Below are 21752 nucleotides of genomic sequence, written 5' to 3' on the forward strand. Positions count from 1 at the left end.
TAATAAATTAAAACCCCGCTTATGAAAAAATTAATATTAACCGTGATGTTGGTTTTTTTATCAACATCAACATTATTTTCTCAACAAGGTTGGTTTTTAACCAACGCTCCAAATACAAATTATCAATCAGTATTTTTTGTTAATGCACAAACCGGATGGGCAACTTCCGCATTAAATGTGTATAAAACAAACGACGGAGGTGCAAGTTGGAATGTAGTTCAATATGACACATCAAATAACGTTTATTCAAAAATATATTTTCTAAACGAAAATACGGGATGGATACTTTCATATAATGAAAATGGGGCACCTGCCTGCGGACATATCGGTTCAACTTTTTTAACTACAAATGGAGGCGCAAACTGGGTAAGAAAAACATATGAATACTGCTCAAGACCTGTGGACATATATTTTATAAATGCTAATACAGGGTTTATTGCTCATGCTGATGAAATTTTATTCGGTGGATTTGCAAGTATCGGTTCCATATCAAGAACAACGAACGGCGGTTTACATTGGTCAAATGTTACAGAGTTCCCTAATAATGGTGGGGAGTTTTATAAAATTAGTTTTAAAAATGACTTAACGGGATATGCTCTGAGTTATATCTGGAATGATTTTCAGCATGATACTCTTGCACTCTTCAAAACAACAAATAGCGGTAGTAACTGGTTTAAATTTAAAGATATAACTAAAATTGCAGGAGGCAGAATAAACCCGTATGAAAATGCGATGGACTTAATTGCAACAAGTGATAATATCTATATCATCGGCAAAGATTCTGTGTTTTTGCGTTCGACTGATGAAGGTACAAGCTGGGAAAAAATTTACTATGCACCATATAAAAGACAAGTTGATTTATACTTTTCTAATTCAAATACCGGCTGGACTATTTTTAAATATGGAACTGATACAACTAATATAATGAAGACCACAAATGGAGGAGCAAATTGGTTTAACCTAAGAAATCCATTCTCCAATAATCTTAATTCAATAATGTTTGTGAATGATTTAACGGGTTATGTTGCAGGAAGCGGAGTTATTTTAAAAACCGTAACCGGCGGAGTTACAAATGTTAAAATAATTTCGGATAAAATTCCTGAATCATTTAAACTTCAGCAAAATTATCCCAATCCTTTTAACGGTATTTCCGTGATAAGATTTTCAGTGCCGCAGAATAATAATCAGCATATAAAGCTAACGGTTTATAATATTGAAGGGAAGTTGATTGAAACATTGGTTAATGAATCGATTCCGGCAGGTGAATATGAAGTTAAATGGGATTCAAAGCAGAATGCCAGCGGAATATATTTTTATAAGCTGGAAGCAAATAATTTTTCTGAAGTCAAAAGAATGGTATTAATAAAATAACCGTTTTTCTCAATTTAATTTAATGTAATTTTTAAGTAATTTTGTTTATGATAGAATCCTACATTCCGGTATTTTTAATTGTAACAATTTCAATACTTTTTGCCATTACAAACATTAAGTTTTCATCGCTTTTTGGTCCGCAAAGACCAAACCGCGAGAAGCTTTCAACTTATGAAAGCGGTGTTGAGCCGATTGGAACCGCAAGGGATAGATTCTCGGTTAAATATTATATGGTAGCCGTGAGCTTTATTGTATTCGACATCGAAGTTGTATTTCTTTATCCTTGGGCGGTTTCGTTTGTAAATATGACTCAGCCGGAAATGGTTTATTCCTTCATTGTCGGGAGCTTTTTTCTCTTAATATTGTTTATCGGCTTGATATATGAATATAAAAAAGAGGTATTAAAATGGGATTAGAAGAAAAATTAGGAAGCGACGGTTTTTTTACGACTAAATTTGAAACGTTAATTAACTGGTCTCGCAAAAATGCTCTTTGGCCTATGCCGATGGGTATTTCCTGCTGTGCAATCGAAATGATGGCAGTTGCAGGACCGAGATTTGATATTGCAAGATTCGGAAGCGAAGCATTCAGGTTTTCTCCGAGACAAGCAGACGTTATGATTGTTGCAGGAACGGTAACATATAAAATGGCACACGTTGTCCGCAAGATTTATGACCAGATGCCTGACCCTAAATGGGTGATTGCAATGGGTGCGTGCACTTCAAGCGGCGGAATGTACAGAAGCTACTCTGTCGTTCAGGGAATTGACCAGTTTCTTCCTGTCGATGCATATGTGGCAGGATGTCCACCGAGACCTGATAATTTGCTGAATGCGCTTATGATGATTCAGTCAAAAATCGAAAAAGAAAAAATCGCGAAGTATTCCAAAAATTAAATCAATGCCGTCCCGATAAATCGGGACGGCTTTTTTGTTTCTAAAACTTTCCCCGCGTTAATTATATTTATTTAACTATTCCATAAGTAATCTTAATTAATCATTGTTTTTTATTGAGATTATTACATAATAATAATTTTACATTTGTATTGATATTTTTTAAAAACAAGTTTATTTTCTAACACAAATCACTTATAAAAGGAGACAAAAATGAAAAAAGTGATACTAACTATGCTGTTTTTAATAATGGCATCATCAATGGCTTTTTCCCAAAGAATTGTAATTAATCAAAACTTTGATAACATACCATTATCCGGCGACAGTTTGCCGACGGGATGGGCAAGATTTACACAATTAGGTAGCGTAACGCCCGGAACATTATGGGCTGCGAGAGATACAGGAACAACATATCCCGGAGCAAACCCTAATGCAGTAGTTGCTCAAGCTCACTCAAACCCAAGAGGATTAACAATTCCTTGGACCTCAGGCGGACCAGCAAATCTTGCCGACCAATGGTGCTATACAGATAGTTTTACCGTTCAGGCAGGCGACAGTTTAATTTTTTGGCTTTTAATCGGAAGCACTCCGGGAATTACTGCATATCTTGATTCAATGAGTGTTTATACATCTCTATTCCAGATTCCTGCAGTTGAAACTCGAATTGCAAAAATCGTAAGTAACGACAGCGCAGGTGTTCCTGTCGCAACAAATGACTGGACTGAGCATAAATTCAGTTTAAATGCTTTTGTCGGGCAAACAGTTTATATCGCGTTCAGATATTTTATGGATGTGAGTCTTGATGGTTTATGGTGTAATATCGATGATGTGTTCGTTGGAAACAGAGCAGCTGTTAACATAAGTCAGATAGGAACAAACATTCCGGGTAAATTTGACTTATTCCAGAACTATCCTAATCCGTTCAATCCCAAAACAAACATTAAGTTTGACCTTGCGAAAGCAACAAACGTAAAACTTACTGTTTATAACGCGCTCGGACAGGAAGTGAAAACTCTTGTTAACGAATATAAACCTGCAGGTTCTTATGTTGCAGATTTCGATGCAACAAACTTAACAAGCGGAACTTACTTCTATACACTCAGAACAAACGAATTTACTCAAACCAAAAAGATGGTTGTAATTAAGTAAAAAGCAAAAGTAAAAAATAAAATAGTTGTAATAAAAAAGGGGCTTGCAAGCCCCTTTTTTATTTTTAGTAAATTATTGAAAATAAGGACAGACAGGAATGTCTGTCCTACCAAAAGGGTTTAATTTTAGAGTTTAAACTCAATAAAATAAGTATTAATTTAGTTTATGCAACTTACTGAAGAAAGATTATCCCTTATCAAATCGAAGCTTTCGAATTTCAATATAACATATGGTGATGTGAACGGCACTTTGGGCTTAGTTATTCCCAAAGAACAGTTACTTGACGTATGCAAAATTCTCAGAGATGAGTGCGGCTTTGACTGGCTTGTCGATGCGGTCAGCGTTGACAGATTCACCAAGCAAAACAGATTTGAGATTATTTATAATCTGCGTTCGCGGGTTCACAGAGATAGGATTTTTTTCAGAGCAATTCTGGAATCAAAAAATCCTGAGTCTCCAAGTCTTGCAGGAATTTGGGAATCTGCTAATTGGTATGAACGCGAAGCATATGACATGATGGGAATTAAATTTACGAATCACCCCGACCCGAGAAGAATGTACATGCCTGATGAGTTTGAATATTATCCGCTCAGAAAAGATTTTCCGCTTATGGGTGTGCCTGATTCAATACCTTTACCGAATAAATAAAATTTTAAGATTAAGGATTTAAGATTATATGTCAAATACTATTCTTGAAAGAAACCCCGACCTTAAACGCTCCAAAATTCTTGAAGCGCTCGAGACAGAAGATTTAAGAGTTGAGTATAACGATGTTCTCGATAACGAGATGGTTCTTAACATGGGTCCACAGCATCCGGCAACTCACGGCGTACTAAGATTACTTTTGAGCCTGGATGGTGAAACCGTGAAGGGATGCGTCCCTGAGCTTGGCTATCTTCACAGAGGATATGAAAAACTTGCCGAAGCATCAACATACCACGAATTTATTCCGCACACAGACAGATTAGATTACCTCCAACCGATGGCAAACAACGTTGCTTATGCAATGGCTGTTGAAAAGCTAATCGGTCTTCAGGTTCCTGAAAGAGGGCAGTATATAAGAACAATTGTTTCAGAGCTTGCACGCATACAGTCGCATTTGCTTGCAATGGGAGCACTGCTTATTGATATTGGAGCGGTTACACCGTTTCTTTGGGTTATCCGTGAACGTGAGAAAATTCTTGATTTATATGACCTTATTTGCGGAGCGAGATTTACAACTTCATATACAAGAATCGGCGGAGTTGCGCAGGATATTAATGATGACATCGTTACGGCAATAAGAAATTTCATAAAAGAGTTTCCCGCAAATTTGCAGGAATGCAGAGACTTAGTAGAGAGAAATAAAATTTTCATCATAAGAACAGAGAATGTCGGTTACTTAGCGCCTGAAGAGTGCATTAAGCTTGGCTTAACAGGTCCATTAACACGTGCTGCAGGATTTGATAACGATTTAAGAAAAGATGACCCGTATTTGATTTACAGCCAGTTGAATTTTGATGTTCCTGTATTTAATGACAGCGATTGTCTTGCAAGATATTATGTCCGCGCTGATGAAATGGTGCAGTCAACAAGGATTGTTCAGCAGTGTCTTGACAAGCTTCCCGGTGGTCCGTGCAATGCGCAGGATGCCAAAAAAGTAATGCCTGAAAAAGGAAAAATTTACACAAAAATGGAAGAACTAATTCACGATTTCATTATCGTGAATTTTGGAGTTAATCCCCCTAAGCTTGAATCATATTCGGCAATCGAATCATCAAAAGGCGAATTAGGCTTTTATATTATTAGTGACGGCGGCGGACACCCGTATAGATTGAAAATCAGAAGTCCCAGCTTTTCTAACTTGCAAGGCTTAGCTCCGATGATGAGAGAATGTCTTGTGTCAGATACTGTTGTTATCATCGGCGGTGTTGACCCTGTGATGGGTGAAGCAGATAAGTAGTTTTTAAGGTTTATAAAGTTTGTAAAGTTATAAAGAAAATTGTAAAATTATGTTTGAACACGTTAAAGAACATTTATTTAACGCAGAAGAATTAAAAGTTGTAGAAAATCATCTTAAGAAATTCCCGACCAAGATGTCAGCGACTTTGCCTGTGCTCTGGATGATACAGGATAAATTCGGATGGATTTCTGAAGAGTCGATGAAATATGTTGCAGAGCTTCTTCAGGTGCCTGATGACCATGTTCTTGGCGTAGTTACATTTTATACAATGTATTTTCAGAAGCCGATGGGGAAGATTCATCTGCAGGTTTGCACAAATGTTTCGTGCATGCTTCGCGGCGGATATGATATTTATCATTATATCAGCGACAAGCTGAAAATAAAAAATAAAGAGATTACTCAGGACGGGATATTTTCGATTGAGGAAGTCGAGTGTCTCGGAAGCTGCGGAACTGCTCCGATGCTTCAGGTGAATAACAGAGAGTTTTATGAAAATCTTTCAGTAGATAAGATGGATGGATTGCTTGATGATTTAAAAAATAAATACGCTTAATTCTGAAATGGACAACGTAAAAATAATATTAAAAGACATAACTGATTTAAATAAGATTGATGTTTATGAAGCAACAGGCGGGTTCGGTGCTTTGAAAAAAGTTCTGAACGGAATGAAGCCGGATGATGTAATTGAAGAAGTTAAGAAATCGAATCTTCGCGGACGAGGCGGAGCTTGTTTCCCGACCGGCTTGAAATGGTCTTTCATGCCAAAGAACAACGAGAAGCCGAAATATCTTTGCTGTAACGGTGACGAATCGGAGCCGGGAAGTTTTAAGGACAGAGAAATTTTTGAAAAAAATCCATACCAGTTTATAGAAGGTTCAATCATTGCCGCTTATGCAATGGGATGTAAAGCAATTTATTGTTATATAAGAGGCGAGTATTGGAAATGGGTGAACATAATGGAAGAGGCAGTTGCGAAAACTTATGAGAAAGGTTACTTAGGTCAGAATATATTGGGAAGCGGTTTTTCGACAGATATGTATATTTACAAAGGCGCAGGTGCTTATATATGCGGTGAAGAATCTGCATTGATGAACTCACTTGAAGGCAAACGCGGATACCCGAGAATTAAACCTCCGTTCCCTGCAGCAGTTGGTGTTTGGGGAATGCCGACAACCATTAACAATATTGAAACTCTTGCGACTGTTCCTGAAATAATTACTCGTGGAGCGGAATGGTTTGCTGCAATCGGCGAGCCGAAGCATCCCGGAACATTGCTTTATGGAATAAGCGGTCACGTTAACAAGCCGGGTGTTTATGAGCTTCCGACAGGAATTCCTTTGATGACTTTGATAAATGATTACGCAGGCGGGGTATTAAACGGCAAAGATATTAAGATGGTTATCCCGGGCGGTTCTTCTATGCCTCCATTGACAAAAGAGGAATGTTTGACGATGAAAATGGATAACGAAAGCTTGAAAGCAGTCGGCTCGGCAATTGGAACGGCTGGCGTTATGGTAATGGATGAAGATACCGACATTTTAAAAGTCTTAACAAGAATAACAAAGTTTTATTACCACGAATCATGCGGACAATGCACTCCCTGCCGCGAGGGCTGCGGATGGCTTTTGAGGGTTCTCAAAAGAATCGAAGCGGGACTCGGAAGACAGGAAGATTTGGATTTGCTGATTTCGGTTTCAGAAAACATCGAGGGAAATACAATCTGCGCGCTTGGTGATGCTGCTGCTTGGCCTGTGAAATGGACAATCAGAAAATTCAGAGCCGATTTTGAAGCACGCATTAATAAAGGCGAGGTTGTTCTTGAAAATCCTAATAAAGTTCACGCATTAAGGTACTCCCCTGAATATGGATTAAATACAGATGAAAGTGAATATAAAGAAGTTGAAGAATTAATGGGTAAAGTTCGTGAAGATGTTGATGAATTGAGGTATTAATTTGGTTTCAAATCTCATTTTACTTCACAGCAAATAGGACTTGACTTAAAAATATTTCCTATATATCTTTATACCATAATAATTTGAGGTATATATGAAAAAGTCAATTTTCATCTTTTTAGCATCGTTCACATTCCTCTTCAGCACATCAAATCTCTATAGTTCTAACTCAAGTAATCTGAATAACAAAAAAATATACGTTACCGGTGGCGGGGATACGCTTTTATCAACTCTTGATAAGATAAAATTAGGTATTGAACAGGTGCGGCTTATGTTTGATAAAAATAAAACATCGAAGGGATGGAATATATTAAGATTTATTGTTGATATTGTTGGCTTATTTGTTGATGATAAAAAACATATAATAAATAAAAACGGAGAACGGATATATCTCCATTCTCCGCAAAAAAATCAGTATCAAACAAGTAAGGCAAGTGCCTATCCGGATAGAAATTATTAATTTCTCTTTTCCAATTTCACATGCAGAGTTAATTCCTGCTCACCGCGTTTAACAATAATATCCACTTCGTCATCAGGATTGTATTTGCCCAAAACATTCGTATAGTCATAAATATTTTTAATGGAAGTCTCGCCAAATTTTATAATTACATCACCTGCAAGTAATCCGGCTTTTGCACCCGGACTTCCTTCTCTTACGCCGGTTATTTTTAACCCTTCACCCGTAAAACCATAGTCAGGAATTGTTCCGACTGTAACCTTCATCTGACCCGTTGTCTGTGTTTGCTGCTGCTCTTTCTTAACAACCGTGAACTCAGGTTTTTTAGGAGCATTAATCAATTCAATTGCAACATCATAAACCATTCTTGCAATGTTTTGCTGGGCATCGTAATTGATTTTATCAAAAGTATCCGACGGTCTGTGGTAATCTTCGTGTGTGCCTGTGAAGAAATGCAGAACGGGAATGTTCTTTGCATAAAAACTTGAATGGTCGGAGGGTCCATAACCGTCAGGAACAAATCCGATGTCAAATTTATATGTTGTATTGTTTATATTAGTCAACATTGTTTCCCAGATTGGAGAGGTTCCTATGCCATAAATTGTTAATTTATCTTTATATCTCCCGATCATATCCATATTCAGCATTGCAACAATGTTATATTGCTTAAATAAATCCGAGTTAGTAAAATAAGCCGAACCAATAATGCCTGCTTCTTCTGCACCAAAGAGCATAAGCAATACGCTTCTCTTTAAGTCTTTTCGATTAGCTGCAAGTTTTTCAGCAATTTCCAGAGTTGCTGTTGTTCCCGATGCATTGTCGTCTGCGCCGTAATGAATTTGTTCCTCTTTATTTGCAGCAAGTGAGCCGTATAAGCCAAGTCCGACATGGTCATAATGCGCACCTATAACTACAACTTCATTTTTTAAAACAGGGTCATTACCTTCAAGAAAACCAAGTATGTTGCCTGTTTTTGCAAGTGTAGGAGTTACCATTGTTTCAAAAGAAGCAGAGCCTTTTGCAAGCTCAAATGAATATGATTTATTTGCATCATTAATTTTTTTCTGAAGCTCTTTAATATCATATCCATTAGCTTTTAGAACTGCATTTATTATATCACGTTTAACATTAATAATCGGAATTCCTTGATTTGCAAGCATATTGTCATATCGCACTCTCATAAGCCGGTCGTTTTCGTCAAACTCTGGACCGTTGATAACTATAATTCCTGCGGCACCTTCATCACGCGGAATTAAAGTTTTATATCTTGTATCTTCATATTTCTCGAACGGATTGCCATGCGGATTAAGATGGTCAGGACCAAACCTCATCATTATCAAAATTTTCCCCTGAAGATTTAAATTATTTCCAAGAGTATCTTTAAAATCGTCATAGTTCTGTTCCGGTGCATCGATTCCGTATCCGACAAAAACTAAATTACCACTTGCGCTGCCATTGCCTGTGAAACCCAATGGAGTATAATTATCTTTTGGCGTTAAATTATAAGTAGTATCACCTGTGGAAATCGTTGCAGAATTGTTATCACCAAGCTTCATTTGAGTTGCCATTTTAAATTCCTGAATGTATGTTCCATTCATTCCTGCAGGTTTTAACCCGCTTTTTTGAAATTCTTTTATAATATATTCTTGCGCAAGCCGGTCGCCTTCGGTTCCGGGAAACCTGCCTGCAAGAGAAGAATCTGCAAGATACATTAAATGTTCTTTAAGCTCTTCTTTTGTGATTTCGGGTCCGTCATTTTGAATTCCGAATCCGCAAAGCACAAGTATAAATAATATTAAAATATATTTTCTCATTGTATGGTTATAAATTGTGTGGTTGTAAATTAAAAAAATGTTTGTATTAGAATAAAATTATACTTCAGGCATATCCGCATAAAGCGGAGTATTGTCAATGTAGATGAAATAATCTTTTATCTTATCGCCCGACATATTAAATATATTTACAAAATTAATTGTTAGCTGTTTTCCATCTAAACGAGTATATAAAACTTCTCCCTGCCAGACAATTGAATTATCATCCTGCCAGTATTTTATTATGCTATGTTTCGATGATTTTATTGTTTTAAAAAAATCATCAACTGCTTTTATGATATTTTCCCTACCTTGAGCAGCCGGATAATTTGCAAAACGGAACTGACCGTCTGCAGTAATGAAATCTGCAAAACCAACCGTATCTTTTGCATCAATTGTTTTTCCAATTTGTTCAAGTAATGCTTTCGTATTCATATAAGTTTATTTGTATAAAATACGCAATTTAATGCTATTTTTATATGTAATTGTGCAGCATATAGGAACCTATTTTTATCATAAAAAATTTATTGAATAAGTAGGAGATTAACGTGAGAACTTTTTAAACTAAATCCGTCTAAACACGTATAAAAATAAAATTTAAGATAATATTATTATGAAGAATTTACTCTATATTTTCATTTTACTTATAAGTTTTATATATAGCTCAGTTTCACAAGCCCAGCTTGGGCATAACAACATGTATTTGTTAAAAAATATTGACACAAGAAGAGTTCCTTCTCCGCATACACCTCCATGGCATTATTCTGCATGCTGGGGTTATGTTGCTCCTAACGGGAGAGAATATGCAATTATGGGATGCGGAATTGGAACGCAGATTGTTGACATAACAGATTCTGCAAACATACGTGAAGTTTATTTTAGTCCGGCTACAATTAATTTTTCAAATCCTGACCAGGGAAATATTTGGCGTGAATTGAAAGTTTATAGTAATTATCTCTATGTGGTTTCGGAAGCGGATACAAGCGGAATAGAAATTTTTGATTTATCGGGACTGCCTGACACGGTTGTTTATCGCGGAAAATATTTCCTTCCTAACCATAGTTCGTCTCATACAATTTCACAATCAGGAGCTTATTTATACATTAACGGTTGCAACGTTGAGTTTGGGCATGGAACTACCATACTCGATTTGACAAACCCGCTCGCGCCGCTCAAAAGAGGAAGATACAATACGGAATATGTTCATGATTGCAGAGTTGTTAATGATACTTTATATGCCTCAAATATTTATACGGGAAAGCTTGTGATGTTTGATGTATCAAATAAAGATACACTCAGGCAAATTGCGTCATTCGGAACAATACCGAATGCTTTCACACACAACAGCGCAGTCACAAAAGACGGGAAATATATTTTTACAACAGATGAAACCAATAATCCTCCGGGGAAATTAAAAATCTGGAACAAACAAAACCTGTCTAACATAACCTTTATAAGAAATTGGCAGCCGACCGGAATTACAAACACGATTGTTCATAATGTCGAAATAATAGGAGACACTGCATATATTGCTCACTACAATGCGGGTGTAAGAGTCTTGAACATTGCAGACCCCACAAACCCTGTGGAAATTGCATGGTATGATACTTATCCTTCTGCGAATTCAAACACTTTTGCCGGCGCATGGGGCGTTTATAAATTTCCTTCAGGAAAAATTATTGTTTCGGATATGAATACAGGTTTATATGTTTTGAAAATCGGCAATACTGTGAACGTTCAGAACATAAACAGTCACGCAGAAAATTTTTCTCTTGCGCAGAATTATCCGAATCCGTTTAATCCCGAAACAACGATTGAGTTTTCAATACCGGCTCAGGGCGCAAACTCAAATGTTAATTTACAAGTTTTTGATTTATCGGGAAGAATGCTGACAACGTTGGTTAATGAGAAATTAAATTCAGGAACATATAAAGTAAAATTTGATGGAAAAGATTATTCTTCAGGAATTTATTTTTATAAGCTGACTTATGGAAATCATTCTCAAACAAAGAGAATGATACTGGTGAAGTAATCCCGAGATTCTTCGCTTCGCTCAGAATGACACAGGTTTTATCCTTAAACAAGAAAGCCCGCTTTTCGCGGGCTTTCTTGTTTATGCTTTATAACTTTATAAACTTTACAACCTTAAACTATTTAAGCACCATCATCTTTTTTGTTTCCGCGTAGTTTCCTGTTTCGATTTTATAGAAATAAATTCCGCTCGTTAGGTTCGATGCATCGAAAATCGCTTCATAAGTTCCGGGAGATTGATTTTGATTTACTATAGTTGAAACGTTTCTTCCAAGCGCATCATAAACTTTTAATGTAACCATTCCCGATTGTTTAATCGCATATTTAATCTTTGTAACAGGATTAAACGGATTAGGATAATTTTGAGATAAATTATAATTGTCGGGAATAGTTGAACTTATGTTGCTGACATTAACAAGCGGAGCTGTTAATCTGTATGTCCCTCTTCCGTGTGTTCCTATTGTTAATCTGTTTGACATTGCGTTATAATCAAGATGCATTGCAACAGTGTTAGGCAATCCGTTCGCAAGCTCAATCCAGCTTCCGCCGAGATTGTTGCTCATAAATACTCCGACATCAGTTGCGCAAATAAATACATTTGTTGACATATTCGGATAATAATGCATTACATCGTTAACGGGGGTTGTTGGTAAATTGCTCGATACATTGACCCAATTTACACCGCCATTAGTAGTTCGCGCCACACCATAGCTTCCGGTTGATGCAAAGCTGAGAAGAACATCATCAGGGTTATCGGGTTTTATGGAAATACTTGTGATGACCGAACCGGGCATGTTGTTTGTTACGCTTGCAAAAGTATAACCGCGGTCAGTTGATTTGAAAATTGAACCTGATACGCTTCCATAAATTATTGAAGGGTTTGATTTGCTGATTGCAAGTTCTCTTATAGTGCCGCTTATGCCTGATGAGATTGCTACCCAGTTTCCTCCCCAGGTAGTAGATTTGAAAACTCTTTGTCTTGCTGTATAAAAAATTGTAGCTGAATCAGGATGAGCAATAATAGGACCTACCCATGCGCCTGAACCGGTCAGACCGCTTGTAGCGCCGCTGAATGACATTCCGCCATTTGTGGATTTCTGAACTCCATTATTTTGAGTTTCACCTAAAATGTATTGAGAATTAACAGGATGGAAACAAACTTCACCTCCATCTCCTCCAAATGCAGCCGCCCATGTAATAGTGCCTAATGTTTGCTGAGTTCCGTTATCCTGGGTTCCGCCAAGAAGCTGCTGAGGATTTGTAGGATTCGAAGTCATCCTGTAAAACTGCGTTAAAGTCAAATCCGCATTTAGATTTGTAAATGTATTGCCCTGGTCGGTTGATTTATTTAAACCCCCGTCATTCACTATGTATATAATATTAGGGTCGGTCGGATGAAAATCCATATTTTGCTGGTCAGGATGGACACCGCCGCCTGAATAAGCATTCGTAATATTAGTAAATGAAGTTCCTCCGTTTGTTGAGCGCCAGGTGTCTATGCTTCCGACATATACCAAGTTCTCATTAAAAGGACTAGCATAAATATAAAAATCATACCATGCCTGTGAACCGGCAAAGTTCGTTCCGACGGAAACCTGAGCCCAATTTAATCCGGCATCGGTTGATTTGTATACTCTTATTGAGCCATCGCCTGAAAAATATCCTGAAGCATATAAAATATTAGGATTGGTTTTAGCAATCGTAATTTGATTTCTTGCACCCGGAGCATATCCTGTTACTGTTTGAGTAAATGAGGCACCACCGTCAGTAGATATAATGACACCGCTGCTGCCGTTAATGTATGCTTTAGTTCCTGTCGGATCAAAAACAACATCATCACATCTGCCTGCTCTAACCTGAACCCAACTTACTCCGGCATCGGTACTTCTATATACACCGCCTGTTGTTCCCAGTGCTGCAAGCAATTCATTAGGAGCGCCTGGACGGATTGCAATTCTTGCAAATAGTGTTTGCGAAGGGAGACCGGTTGTATAATTAGTCCACGTATCTCCGCCGTCAGTTGACTTTAATAATCCTCTTCCTGTATAAGAAACAATACTATAGGTTGCTTCACCTGTTCCATAATAAATTATGTTTGTATTTGTGGGGTCAATTGCAATGGAACCGGTCGATAAAGACACCTGATTATCCGATTTCGGCATCCAGTTCAAACCACCATTGGTTGTTTTCCATATACCGCCACATGCACCGCCAATATAAATTATATTCGGGTCAGTCGGATGGACTTTAATAGAACCCATTCTTGAAGAAATCTTTCCCCAAGAAGTTAAGCTTCCGCTTGTTGGTCCTATGCTTTCCCATGTATTTTCAGTATTATAATAAAATCCTTGAGTTCTTCTCAATTCATCTCTCATATCCTGTGCTTTTTTATATGCACCGTCAGGAATATAGTTGTTTGGAAACATTCTCTGCTCATAAAACCAGCGTTCACGATTGAATGCTTTTCTTTTTTTCACTTCCTCAGGAGCTTCGTCATAAGGATTGTTAGGAATATATAAATCCTGAGCAAAGGAATTTACTGCAATGAGTAAAAATAAAAAAACTGATAAAATATTTTTCATTTTCATAAAAGGGTTAGGTTAAAACAGTGCAATGAATGCACTTAAATTTCAATTGAAATTTATATTAAATTAAACAAATATTCTATAAATTTAAACTCTTTTCATATCAAGAGTGTTTATAATATTGCCATGAAAAAAATCTACATTAGCGTTTTTTTTATATTGATATTTGTTTTGTTTTCGGGTTTTAATAAGCAAATTTCTAACCCGAAGCTTTCTATGAATCTCAACAAAGTATTGAACAATATTCCCGGGAATAATTCATATTTAGTCTGGATTTTTTTTACTGACAAAGGCGGAAATACTATTGACGATGCCATACGCAACCTTACTAAAGAAAATTTTGAACGACGCTCGAAATCAGGCGAATTAAATATAGATTATACCGACATACCTGTAAATAAAAATTATATTGATGCCATCAAGAATGAAAAAATTAATGTTAAGCAGATATCAAAATGGTTCAATGCTGTTTCATGCTATGCCACACAGGAGCAAATTGAATCTCTTTTAGAATATGATTTTATCAGAAAAATCGATTTTGTGAATACTTTCCCGCTGCCTGAAAAACAAAAGAATAAAAAAACTCTCATAGATAATGCTATTGAAGAAATCACAGCCGATAATCCGCCTTCTCAGCATTCATTAAACTATGGAAGTTCTTTTCAGCAGAGCGAATTGATAAATGTTCCGATTTGTCATGACAGCGGATACAAAGGACAGGGAATATTGATTGCATCGTTTGATACAGGTGTTGATAACCTGACGCATCCTTGTTTTGACAGTATGAGAGTCCGAGGAATAAGAACTTATGATTTTGTAAATCATGACACAATTATTTCAAATCAAGGCGGTCAAATGGGTGACGGCGGTCACGGAACAAGAACCCTCTCACTGGTTGCAGGCTATGCCCCGGGATTTTTAATATCACCTGCATTTCAATCACGATATATAATTGCAAAAACCGAAAACACCGATAGCGAAACTCCTCAGGAAGAAGATAACTGGATAGCTGCAGCCGAATGGGCTGATTCGCTTGGTGCAGATATAATTACCAGTTCACTCGGATATCTTGATATGGATCCGGGTTCGGCATATACTTATAACTGGACGTGGATGAACGGTGACAGCTGCAGGATTACAATTGCTGCAGACCTTGCGGTTCATAAAGGAATAATTGTTGTGAATTCGGCAGGTAATAACGGATTTGATGCAAATCATAATACCTTAAATGCTCCTGCAGACGGTGACAGTGTATTAACAATAGGTTCAATAAATTTTAACGGACAGCGTTCAGCTTTTTCCTCAATCGGACCGACTACGGATGGAAGAATTAAACCTGATGTTATGGCTGTTGGCAGCGGGAATCTGACCGCAACAACAGGCGCAGGAACAACAGGGTATACGTCAAGCGGAAGCGGAACGTCATTTTCATGCCCTATGGTCGCAGGTGCTTGCGCAATTATTTTATCAGCTAATAATGATTTAATGCCGATGCAGGTAATGGGTTTTTTGAAAACCACCGCAAATAATACTTCAACGCCTAATAATCTGATCGGATGGGGAACAATTGATACGTGGGAAGCACTTAAGCTTGCACGTGAAGTTTCAAACATCGACCCTGAAACACCTATTCCGCATGATTATATTTTAAATCAGAATTATCCTAACCCGTTTAATCCCGTTACGACAATTCCGTTCTCTTTAAGAACAGGCGGAAATGTTACTATAAAAGTTTATGACATTAAAGGCGCATTTGTCGGGTATGTTCTGAATAATAAGTCTTATCCCGACGGAGGATTTACGGTCGAGTTAAATACAAACGATTTTGCTCTATCAAGCGGAGTATTTTTCTATACTATGAGCGTTAATGATAAATTTGTATCAACAAGAAAAATGGTATTGGTAAAATAGTAAAGGTACTTATTGTAAATCTCCGAGCCAGTCGAATCCATACCAATTAATCCCAAGTGATATATTCTTGCGGGGAGAAATAGTTTCACTAACCATTGCACCGATTCCGCCGTAAATTACAAAACTATCTCCGATCTGTTTTTTTGCTCCTATATGATAGGAATATTCCAAATTTGAAAAATTATGAGCAACAATTTCACCTACTAAAAGAAGTTTTTGATTTGGAAAATTATAATCTATTGCTCCTCCGGCATCAAATGTTCTTTCATTCCAACCCTCATTGAAGTAGTTACTTAAATTTAGGTGTGTCCTTACATTACCGAAAGATTTTGTCGCAATTGCTTTAAGTAAAATTTTATCTGTGCCGAAGAATTCCGGCATGTACTTAGCAGAAAATGATATTAAAGGAAATATTTTTGAGCCGGGATTTATATTATATTTAAGACCTGCGTCTATCCTGTCAATGAAATTATCTGATGAACGGCTATAACCGCTATAGGTTCCTATATTTACAAATGCCTCAAGATTGGATAATATTCCGTAATTTACCTGACCAAACCCCGTGGTGTGAGATCTGCGACTTGAACCACCCAGTCCCCACTGAAACTCATTTTGTTCTAAAGTCAGAGCGCTTTCGGTTAAAACCGGCATGCCTTGATTTAAAAGTAAATATTGATTTTGCGCAAAAGAAATGCCTGAAAAAACGGTAAAAAACAAAAACAGTATGGCGGTTTTCATAATATTGTTTTTATTTTGTTAGAATTTTGTATTGGAACTCTCACCTTTTAATTAGGTTCCCGTGATTTGAAAAAATAAAATATATTTTTTAAAAAAGAAATGAGGTAAATTGATTAAATTTATTTAAAATAATGGGCAAAGTAGATTATAAAGAACTACCTGATAAAAGAGTGGAAATTTTTACAACAGGGGATAAATATTATAAACAAGGTTTTGACATATATAAACACTCGCAAGGAGCCATAAAATCTTCATTTATTATTAGCAGACCTAATTTTCCTTCGTTATTTCTTAATATATCAGATAATTCTATACGAGAAGCTGAACAAATTTATAAAAAAGAAATTTGCCCTTTTATACTTTACAATAGAGAAAAAGATTATTTTGAAATGAAAGATATATCAAAAGAATTTTTGTTATATGATTGTTTGGAAAAAGTATTTGTAGGTATAGTATTTTCGTATACTTTTGTAGAATCCATAATTAATAATTTAATACCCAATGATATTAAATTTGAATGGGAAAAGAATGGGGAAAAATTCAGTTATGGTAAAATTGATATTGAACGAAAAATGTCTACAACTGATAAAATAAAAAAAGTTATCACTAAATGTTTTAATATTAATATAAATTTTGCAAAACTAGAATGTTGGCAAGATTTTAAATATTTAGAATATTTAAGAAATGAAATTATACATTTTAAAGCTGAAGAATATATAGAAAATAAAATTGTAGTAGCGCCTAGAGTTTCTGAAATGTTTGTATGTTGCTTAATGAACAATCTATTGGATTCTTCAAGAAATTTGATTAAATATTTATCAGGAAAAATTGAAAAGAATATGGGGCTACCTCATGAATTTTATCCTCAACATATTAACTTCAAAGAGCATTTGGAACATTTTAAAAAGAAAGGGTAAGTTACATTAATTTACCAAACAAAAATCTCCCTTTTCTCATTTTTTTCATCACTCTCATTGCGTATCTGGTTTCGTATAATGTCACTTCGTTTGATTCGAGGTGGACTGTGCATAGCGCTTACAGCTTCATAAAAGAAGGCAACCTGAATCTCGATGAGTTTGAAGATAAGATAATTGAGAATGAATATTACGGAATAGAGCAGGTGAACGGACATTATTATAATTATTTTCCGCCCGGCACAACGTTCATGACAGTGCCGTTTGTGTTTGCAGCAAATGTTTTTCTCAGTCCGGGAATAGAAAAAATTCCTTTCATAAAAAATTATGTTCAGGTGCGCTCGCGTAAAGCGGTTTATACATACGATGTTATCGGTTTATATCACGGCGTCGAGCTTTTCACTGCATCGTTTCTGATGGCTCTTGCATGTGTTTTTGTTTTCAAAATCTCGAAGTTGTATCTCGATAATATTTATTCGCTGTTCACAACGTTTGTGTTTGCATTCTGCACTTCGGTTTATTCCGTTGCAAGCAGGGGACTGTGGTCGCACGGTCCTGTGATTTTAATTCTTGTGATTGTTTTATATATGCTCCTGAAAGCAAAAGAAAAAAATTCTCTCATAAGTTATGTAAGCATTCCGCTTTTTTATTCATTCTTAGTTCGTCCGAGCAGTATCGTTACGATTATCGTCATCTCAATTTATGTATTTATTTATTACAGAAAATATTTTTCGAAATATTTTTTATACGGAAGCATAGTCGTAATTTTATTTTTTGTTTACAATCTTTCGATATACGGAACGGTTCTGCCGTCATATTACGGCACGGAACGGCTGGGAATTGGGCTCACATCTCTTCAGGCAATATTTGCAAACCTCATAAGCCCGAGCAGGGGGATATTCATTTTTTCACCCGTCTTGATTTTATCCATAGCGGGAGTTTTTTATAAGCTGAAACATAACAAAGACCCGCTCGATAAATTTTTAATTGCGATAATTATTCTGCATTTATTAGTTGTCTCGAGTTTTTCGACATGGTGGGCAGGATTGTCCTATGGGCCAAGGTTTATGTCGGATATGCTTCCGCTATTCATTTATTTTTTCATCTTCGGACTGAAATGGATTTTACAAATGCAGGCGAGCATGAAAAAAGCTTGTTTAGCTTTGTTAATTATTCTTACTCTTACAAGTTTTTTAATTCATTTCAAAGGAGCGACAAGCAGGGAAGCATGGACGGTGTGGTCTGAATTTCCGGTTCCGATTCACGAACAGCCGATGCGTGTATGGGATTGGCGTGATATGCAGTTCATGAGATGAAATTTTTCAACGCTGATGACTTCAACGCTGATGACTTCAACGCTGATTTTGTATGAGAGTTATGATTTACGAAAATATTTTTAAAAGGTAGATATGTTTAGCAGGAATTTGACAACAATCATTTAATATTTTTTAACACAAAATCACTAAAACACAAAACTCAAAATAAATTTGTGAATAATAAATAAGAATAGTTTTTGTAATTTTGTGCCTTTGTGCTATTCTTTTTGTTATTCGGAAGTTAAATGAAATTACGCAATTACTTTTTTAATGATTTCGGGTGTGATGGGTTTGGAGATAAACTCTTTTACGATGTAATAATTCTTCGAGCGCTCCTTATCGTCATCGCGAATTGACGAAGTTAGAATGTATATGTCGGATTTTGAGGTCATATCTTCCGGCAGAAGAATAAATTCTTCAAGAAAATCCCATCCGTTGAATACGGGCATATTTATATCGAGAAGGATGGTATCTGGCAGTGAAGTTTTTTTGCGGATGCAGTTGTGAATGAGCTCAATGCCTTCCTTTCCGTTTCCGCAGGTATCAACATTGCAGTGCGGGGCAAATTTTGAAAATAATTTTTTGCTCAGGAAAATAAATACACTGTCGTCATCAACAATCAATATATTTTTTTTGCAGGACATTCTATTCTTTTAAGAAAATGTCGAATCTGGTCCCTTCATTTTCCTTGCTCCAGATATTGAGCTTGCCGTCCATCTCGCGCAAAATGGAATTTATCAGATACAAGCCAAGCCCTTTCCCTTCTTTGCCTTCATGGAATCGCTGGTAAAGCCCGAACACGCGGTCTTTGTATTTTTCATAATTAAATCCGATGCCGTTATCTGAATATTTCAGATTAATGTAACCGTTAACTTTTTCAGTTGAAACTGAAATTTTCAGAGGACGGAACGGGGAACGGAATTTTATGGAGTTTGTAATCAAGTTGATAACTATGTTATGCAAGTGTGAATAAGGGTAGTTTATGGCAGGTGCGCTTTCAAAATCAATTCTCACGTCTGCGTTAGCTTCCTTAAGCTGTGTGTATAAAGAACTTTTAATGTCATTGAGAAGTTTTTCAAACTGAATTTTTTCACGCTTGAAAGTTTTGTCAGAGTTAATGGAAACTACCTGAATCAAATCTTCAAGTGTTTCCTTTAATTGTTTTATGCAGTATTCAAAATTATCAAGAATTTCATGGTTGTCATCGGCATCCGGATTCTGTTTGTCATACAGGGAAACGAGCGCTTCAAGATTAACAACAGGAGCTCGAAGATTATGAGAAATGATGTATGCAAATTCCTGCAGCTCTTTGTTTCTCGTAATCAAATCATTTGTAAGCTTTTCTCTAATCTGCTCATCTTTTTTCTTTTTTGTTACATCCCTGTAAACGCATACAGCGCCGGTTATCCTTCCTCCGTTCTCAATCAAAGGATGCATGAAAATTTTAAAAAATTTTTTATCTCTTTCATGTTCAAATATCACTGATTCGCCATTGAAGCACTTGTCATACCGCTCAACCCACTGTTTAATTACATCATCTCCGAATTCAGGGTATAAAATGCAGTCGCTTATCTGGATATCACGGTTAATAAGATATTTTAATAAATTTTTGAAATGCGAGTTGAATTTTAAAAGCTTATAGTTAGTATCAACTGACCATATTGATTCCTTTGAGTTCTCAATTATGGAAGAAAGGTTTGCCTCGCTTTCAATAATTTTTTCTTCCATTTCTTTCCTTGAAGTGATTCCGATTGCACGGACAACGACACCGATTACTTCATCATTAATCTTTACGGGTGCATATCGGAATTCAGTCCAGATTGAAGTGCCGTTTTTTAAAGTCAGCTTCTCTTCATAAGAAAATGACTGTCCATTCAAAGCCTTATCATACATAAAAAGAGTAAGGTCTTTATCCGAACCGGGATGAATAAGCTCTCTGGCATCTGCTCCGATTTTTATTTTAATGCCGAAAAAATCTTTTAAAGATTTTGCATGATACTCATTAAAGAATAAAATTTTATAATTTTTATCAATAGCCCATAACCCGATGTCACTGCTTCGCATCAGGGCTTTCAGGTAAGCCTCAGATTCGCGCAGCTTGTCTTCAGTTTCTTTTAGCTCCGTTATATCGAGGGAGCTTATTGATATATTATTATATTTTTTGCCGTCATAGTTTACGGGGGTAAAGCTGAAAATAAAAGTAAAAGGAGTGCCGTCAACTCCGACAAATGCCCGTGTTACAACAATCGGATTACCCTTAAAACATTTCGCGAGAATTTTTGCAAACTCGGGAAGAAGCTTAGGCGGAACGTATTCAGAAATATGAATTCCTTTCTGCAGTTTTTTTCCGGCAACTTTCTTTTTTGAACTGAAAGCAGTTTTATTAAATTCAACTACATTAAACTTACGGTCAATAAGAATAAATGATTGCAGGGTATTTTCCAGGAGCGCTTTGATGTTTGTATCATTCTGACGAAGAATTTTTTCCTGTTCTAAGAGCTGGTTGTTTGCTTTTTTTAATTTTGCAATCAGGGTAGTAAGCGCCTGTGCAGAAGGGAATTTTTTCTGCGTTAATCGCCGTGAAGGTTTTTTAAAAATACTTTTTTTATTTTTTTGTATCGAACTCGGCACCAGTAAATTTGATTATTCTGAAACCTAAAGTTTTATTTCCAAATAAAAAACA

The 21752-nt window shown here is 36.4% G+C and carries 19 protein-coding genes; 13 read left to right on the top strand and 6 right to left on the bottom strand.

Annotated elements, in window-relative coordinates:
• Positions 1–21 precede the first annotated feature (21 nt).
• The 9 genes from VHP32_01480 (at position 22) to VHP32_01520 (ending at position 7766) form a co-directional block, all read left to right on the top strand.
• A complete protein-coding gene (locus tag VHP32_01480) occupies positions 22–1371 on the top strand; it encodes a T9SS type A sorting domain-containing protein (protein ID HEX2786545.1) in 1350 nt (449 codons plus the stop codon).
• Positions 1372–1418: 47 nt separating this feature from the next.
• Positions 1419–1787 (top strand): NADH-quinone oxidoreductase subunit A, encoded by a 369-nt coding sequence (locus VHP32_01485; protein ID HEX2786546.1) that lies wholly within the window; start codon positions 1419–1421, stop codon positions 1785–1787.
• Entirely contained in the window at positions 1778–2266 is a 489-nt protein-coding gene (locus VHP32_01490; protein HEX2786547.1) for an NADH-quinone oxidoreductase subunit B family protein, read from the top strand. The genes VHP32_01485 and VHP32_01490 overlap by 10 nt, the downstream gene beginning before the upstream one ends.
• A gap of 210 nt (positions 2267–2476) precedes the next feature.
• Positions 2477–3412 (top strand): choice-of-anchor J domain-containing protein, encoded by a 936-nt coding sequence (locus VHP32_01495; protein ID HEX2786548.1) that lies wholly within the window; start codon positions 2477–2479, stop codon positions 3410–3412.
• Positions 3413–3577: 165 nt separating this feature from the next.
• Entirely contained in the window at positions 3578–4060 is a 483-nt protein-coding gene (locus tag VHP32_01500; GenBank protein HEX2786549.1) for an NADH-quinone oxidoreductase subunit C, read from the top strand.
• Positions 4061–4088: 28 nt separating this feature from the next.
• Positions 4089–5354 (top strand): NADH dehydrogenase (quinone) subunit D, encoded by a 1266-nt coding sequence (gene nuoD, locus VHP32_01505; protein HEX2786550.1) that lies wholly within the window; start codon positions 4089–4091, stop codon positions 5352–5354.
• A gap of 49 nt (positions 5355–5403) precedes the next feature.
• On the top strand, positions 5404–5907 hold the full coding sequence (locus VHP32_01510) for an NAD(P)H-dependent oxidoreductase subunit E (GenBank protein ID HEX2786551.1): 504 nt from the start codon (positions 5404–5406) through the stop codon (positions 5905–5907).
• A gap of 7 nt (positions 5908–5914) precedes the next feature.
• Positions 5915–7306, top strand: coding sequence for an NADH-quinone oxidoreductase subunit NuoF (nuoF, locus tag VHP32_01515; protein HEX2786552.1), 1392 nt, complete (start codon positions 5915–5917; stop codon positions 7304–7306).
• A 94-nt stretch (positions 7307–7400) separates the two neighbouring features.
• Positions 7401–7766, top strand: a complete 366-nt coding sequence (locus VHP32_01520) for a hypothetical protein (GenBank protein ID HEX2786553.1) — start codon at positions 7401–7403, stop codon at positions 7764–7766.
• On the opposite strand, the gene VHP32_01525 is transcribed toward VHP32_01520, so the two are convergent.
• Both VHP32_01525 and VHP32_01530 read right to left on the bottom strand, forming a co-directional pair.
• Positions 7763–9577 carry a M20/M25/M40 family metallo-hydrolase gene (locus tag VHP32_01525; GenBank protein HEX2786554.1) on the bottom strand — a complete coding sequence of 605 codons (1815 nt, stop codon included), beginning with the start codon at positions 9575–9577 and terminating at the stop codon, positions 7763–7765. The two genes, VHP32_01520 and VHP32_01525, sit on opposite strands and share 4 nt — an antisense overlap.
• Positions 9578–9634: 57 nt before the next feature.
• Complete coding sequence (locus VHP32_01530; GenBank protein ID HEX2786555.1) at positions 9635–10009, bottom strand: nuclear transport factor 2 family protein; 375 nt, start codon at positions 10007–10009, stop codon at positions 9635–9637.
• A 178-nt stretch (positions 10010–10187) separates the two neighbouring features.
• Between VHP32_01530 and VHP32_01535 the strand changes: the two genes are divergently transcribed.
• Positions 10188–11606, top strand: a complete 1419-nt coding sequence (locus VHP32_01535) for a choice-of-anchor B family protein (protein ID HEX2786556.1) — start codon at positions 10188–10190, stop codon at positions 11604–11606.
• 118 nt (positions 11607–11724) lie between these two features.
• Here the strand turns inward: VHP32_01535 and VHP32_01540 are convergent, their stop codons facing one another.
• Complete coding sequence (locus VHP32_01540; GenBank protein ID HEX2786557.1) at positions 11725–14187, bottom strand: T9SS type A sorting domain-containing protein; 2463 nt, start codon at positions 14185–14187, stop codon at positions 11725–11727.
• Positions 14188–14316: 129 nt separating this feature from the next.
• On the opposite strand from VHP32_01540, the gene VHP32_01545 reads away from it, so the two are divergent.
• Complete coding sequence (locus VHP32_01545; GenBank protein ID HEX2786558.1) at positions 14317–16101, top strand: S8 family serine peptidase; 1785 nt, start codon at positions 14317–14319, stop codon at positions 16099–16101.
• A gap of 9 nt (positions 16102–16110) precedes the next feature.
• Here the strand turns inward: VHP32_01545 and VHP32_01550 are convergent, their stop codons facing one another.
• Positions 16111–16839: a hypothetical protein gene (locus VHP32_01550; GenBank protein HEX2786559.1), complete on the bottom strand. Its 729-nt coding sequence runs from the start codon at positions 16837–16839 to the stop codon at positions 16111–16113.
• A gap of 131 nt (positions 16840–16970) precedes the next feature.
• On the opposite strand from VHP32_01550, the gene VHP32_01555 reads away from it, so the two are divergent.
• On the top strand, positions 16971–17756 hold the full coding sequence (locus VHP32_01555; protein ID HEX2786560.1) for a hypothetical protein: 786 nt from the start codon (positions 16971–16973) through the stop codon (positions 17754–17756).
• Between the two features lie 107 nt (positions 17757–17863).
• Entirely contained in the window at positions 17864–19069 is a 1206-nt protein-coding gene (locus VHP32_01560) for a hypothetical protein (protein HEX2786561.1), read from the top strand.
• A 251-nt stretch (positions 19070–19320) separates the two neighbouring features.
• Here VHP32_01560 and VHP32_01565 read toward each other — a convergent pair whose 3' ends face one another.
• Both VHP32_01565 and VHP32_01570 read right to left on the bottom strand, forming a co-directional pair.
• Positions 19321–19713: a response regulator gene (locus tag VHP32_01565; protein HEX2786562.1), complete on the bottom strand. Its 393-nt coding sequence runs from the start codon at positions 19711–19713 to the stop codon at positions 19321–19323.
• Between the two features lies 1 nt (position 19714).
• Complete coding sequence (locus VHP32_01570; protein ID HEX2786563.1) at positions 19715–21700, bottom strand: PAS domain S-box protein; 1986 nt, start codon at positions 21698–21700, stop codon at positions 19715–19717.
• Positions 21701–21752: the final 52 nt, after the last annotated feature.

The organism is Ignavibacteria bacterium (genome assembly GCA_036262055.1).
Classification (GTDB): domain Bacteria; phylum Bacteroidota; class Ignavibacteria; order Tepidaquicellales; family Tepidaquicellaceae; genus DATAJP01.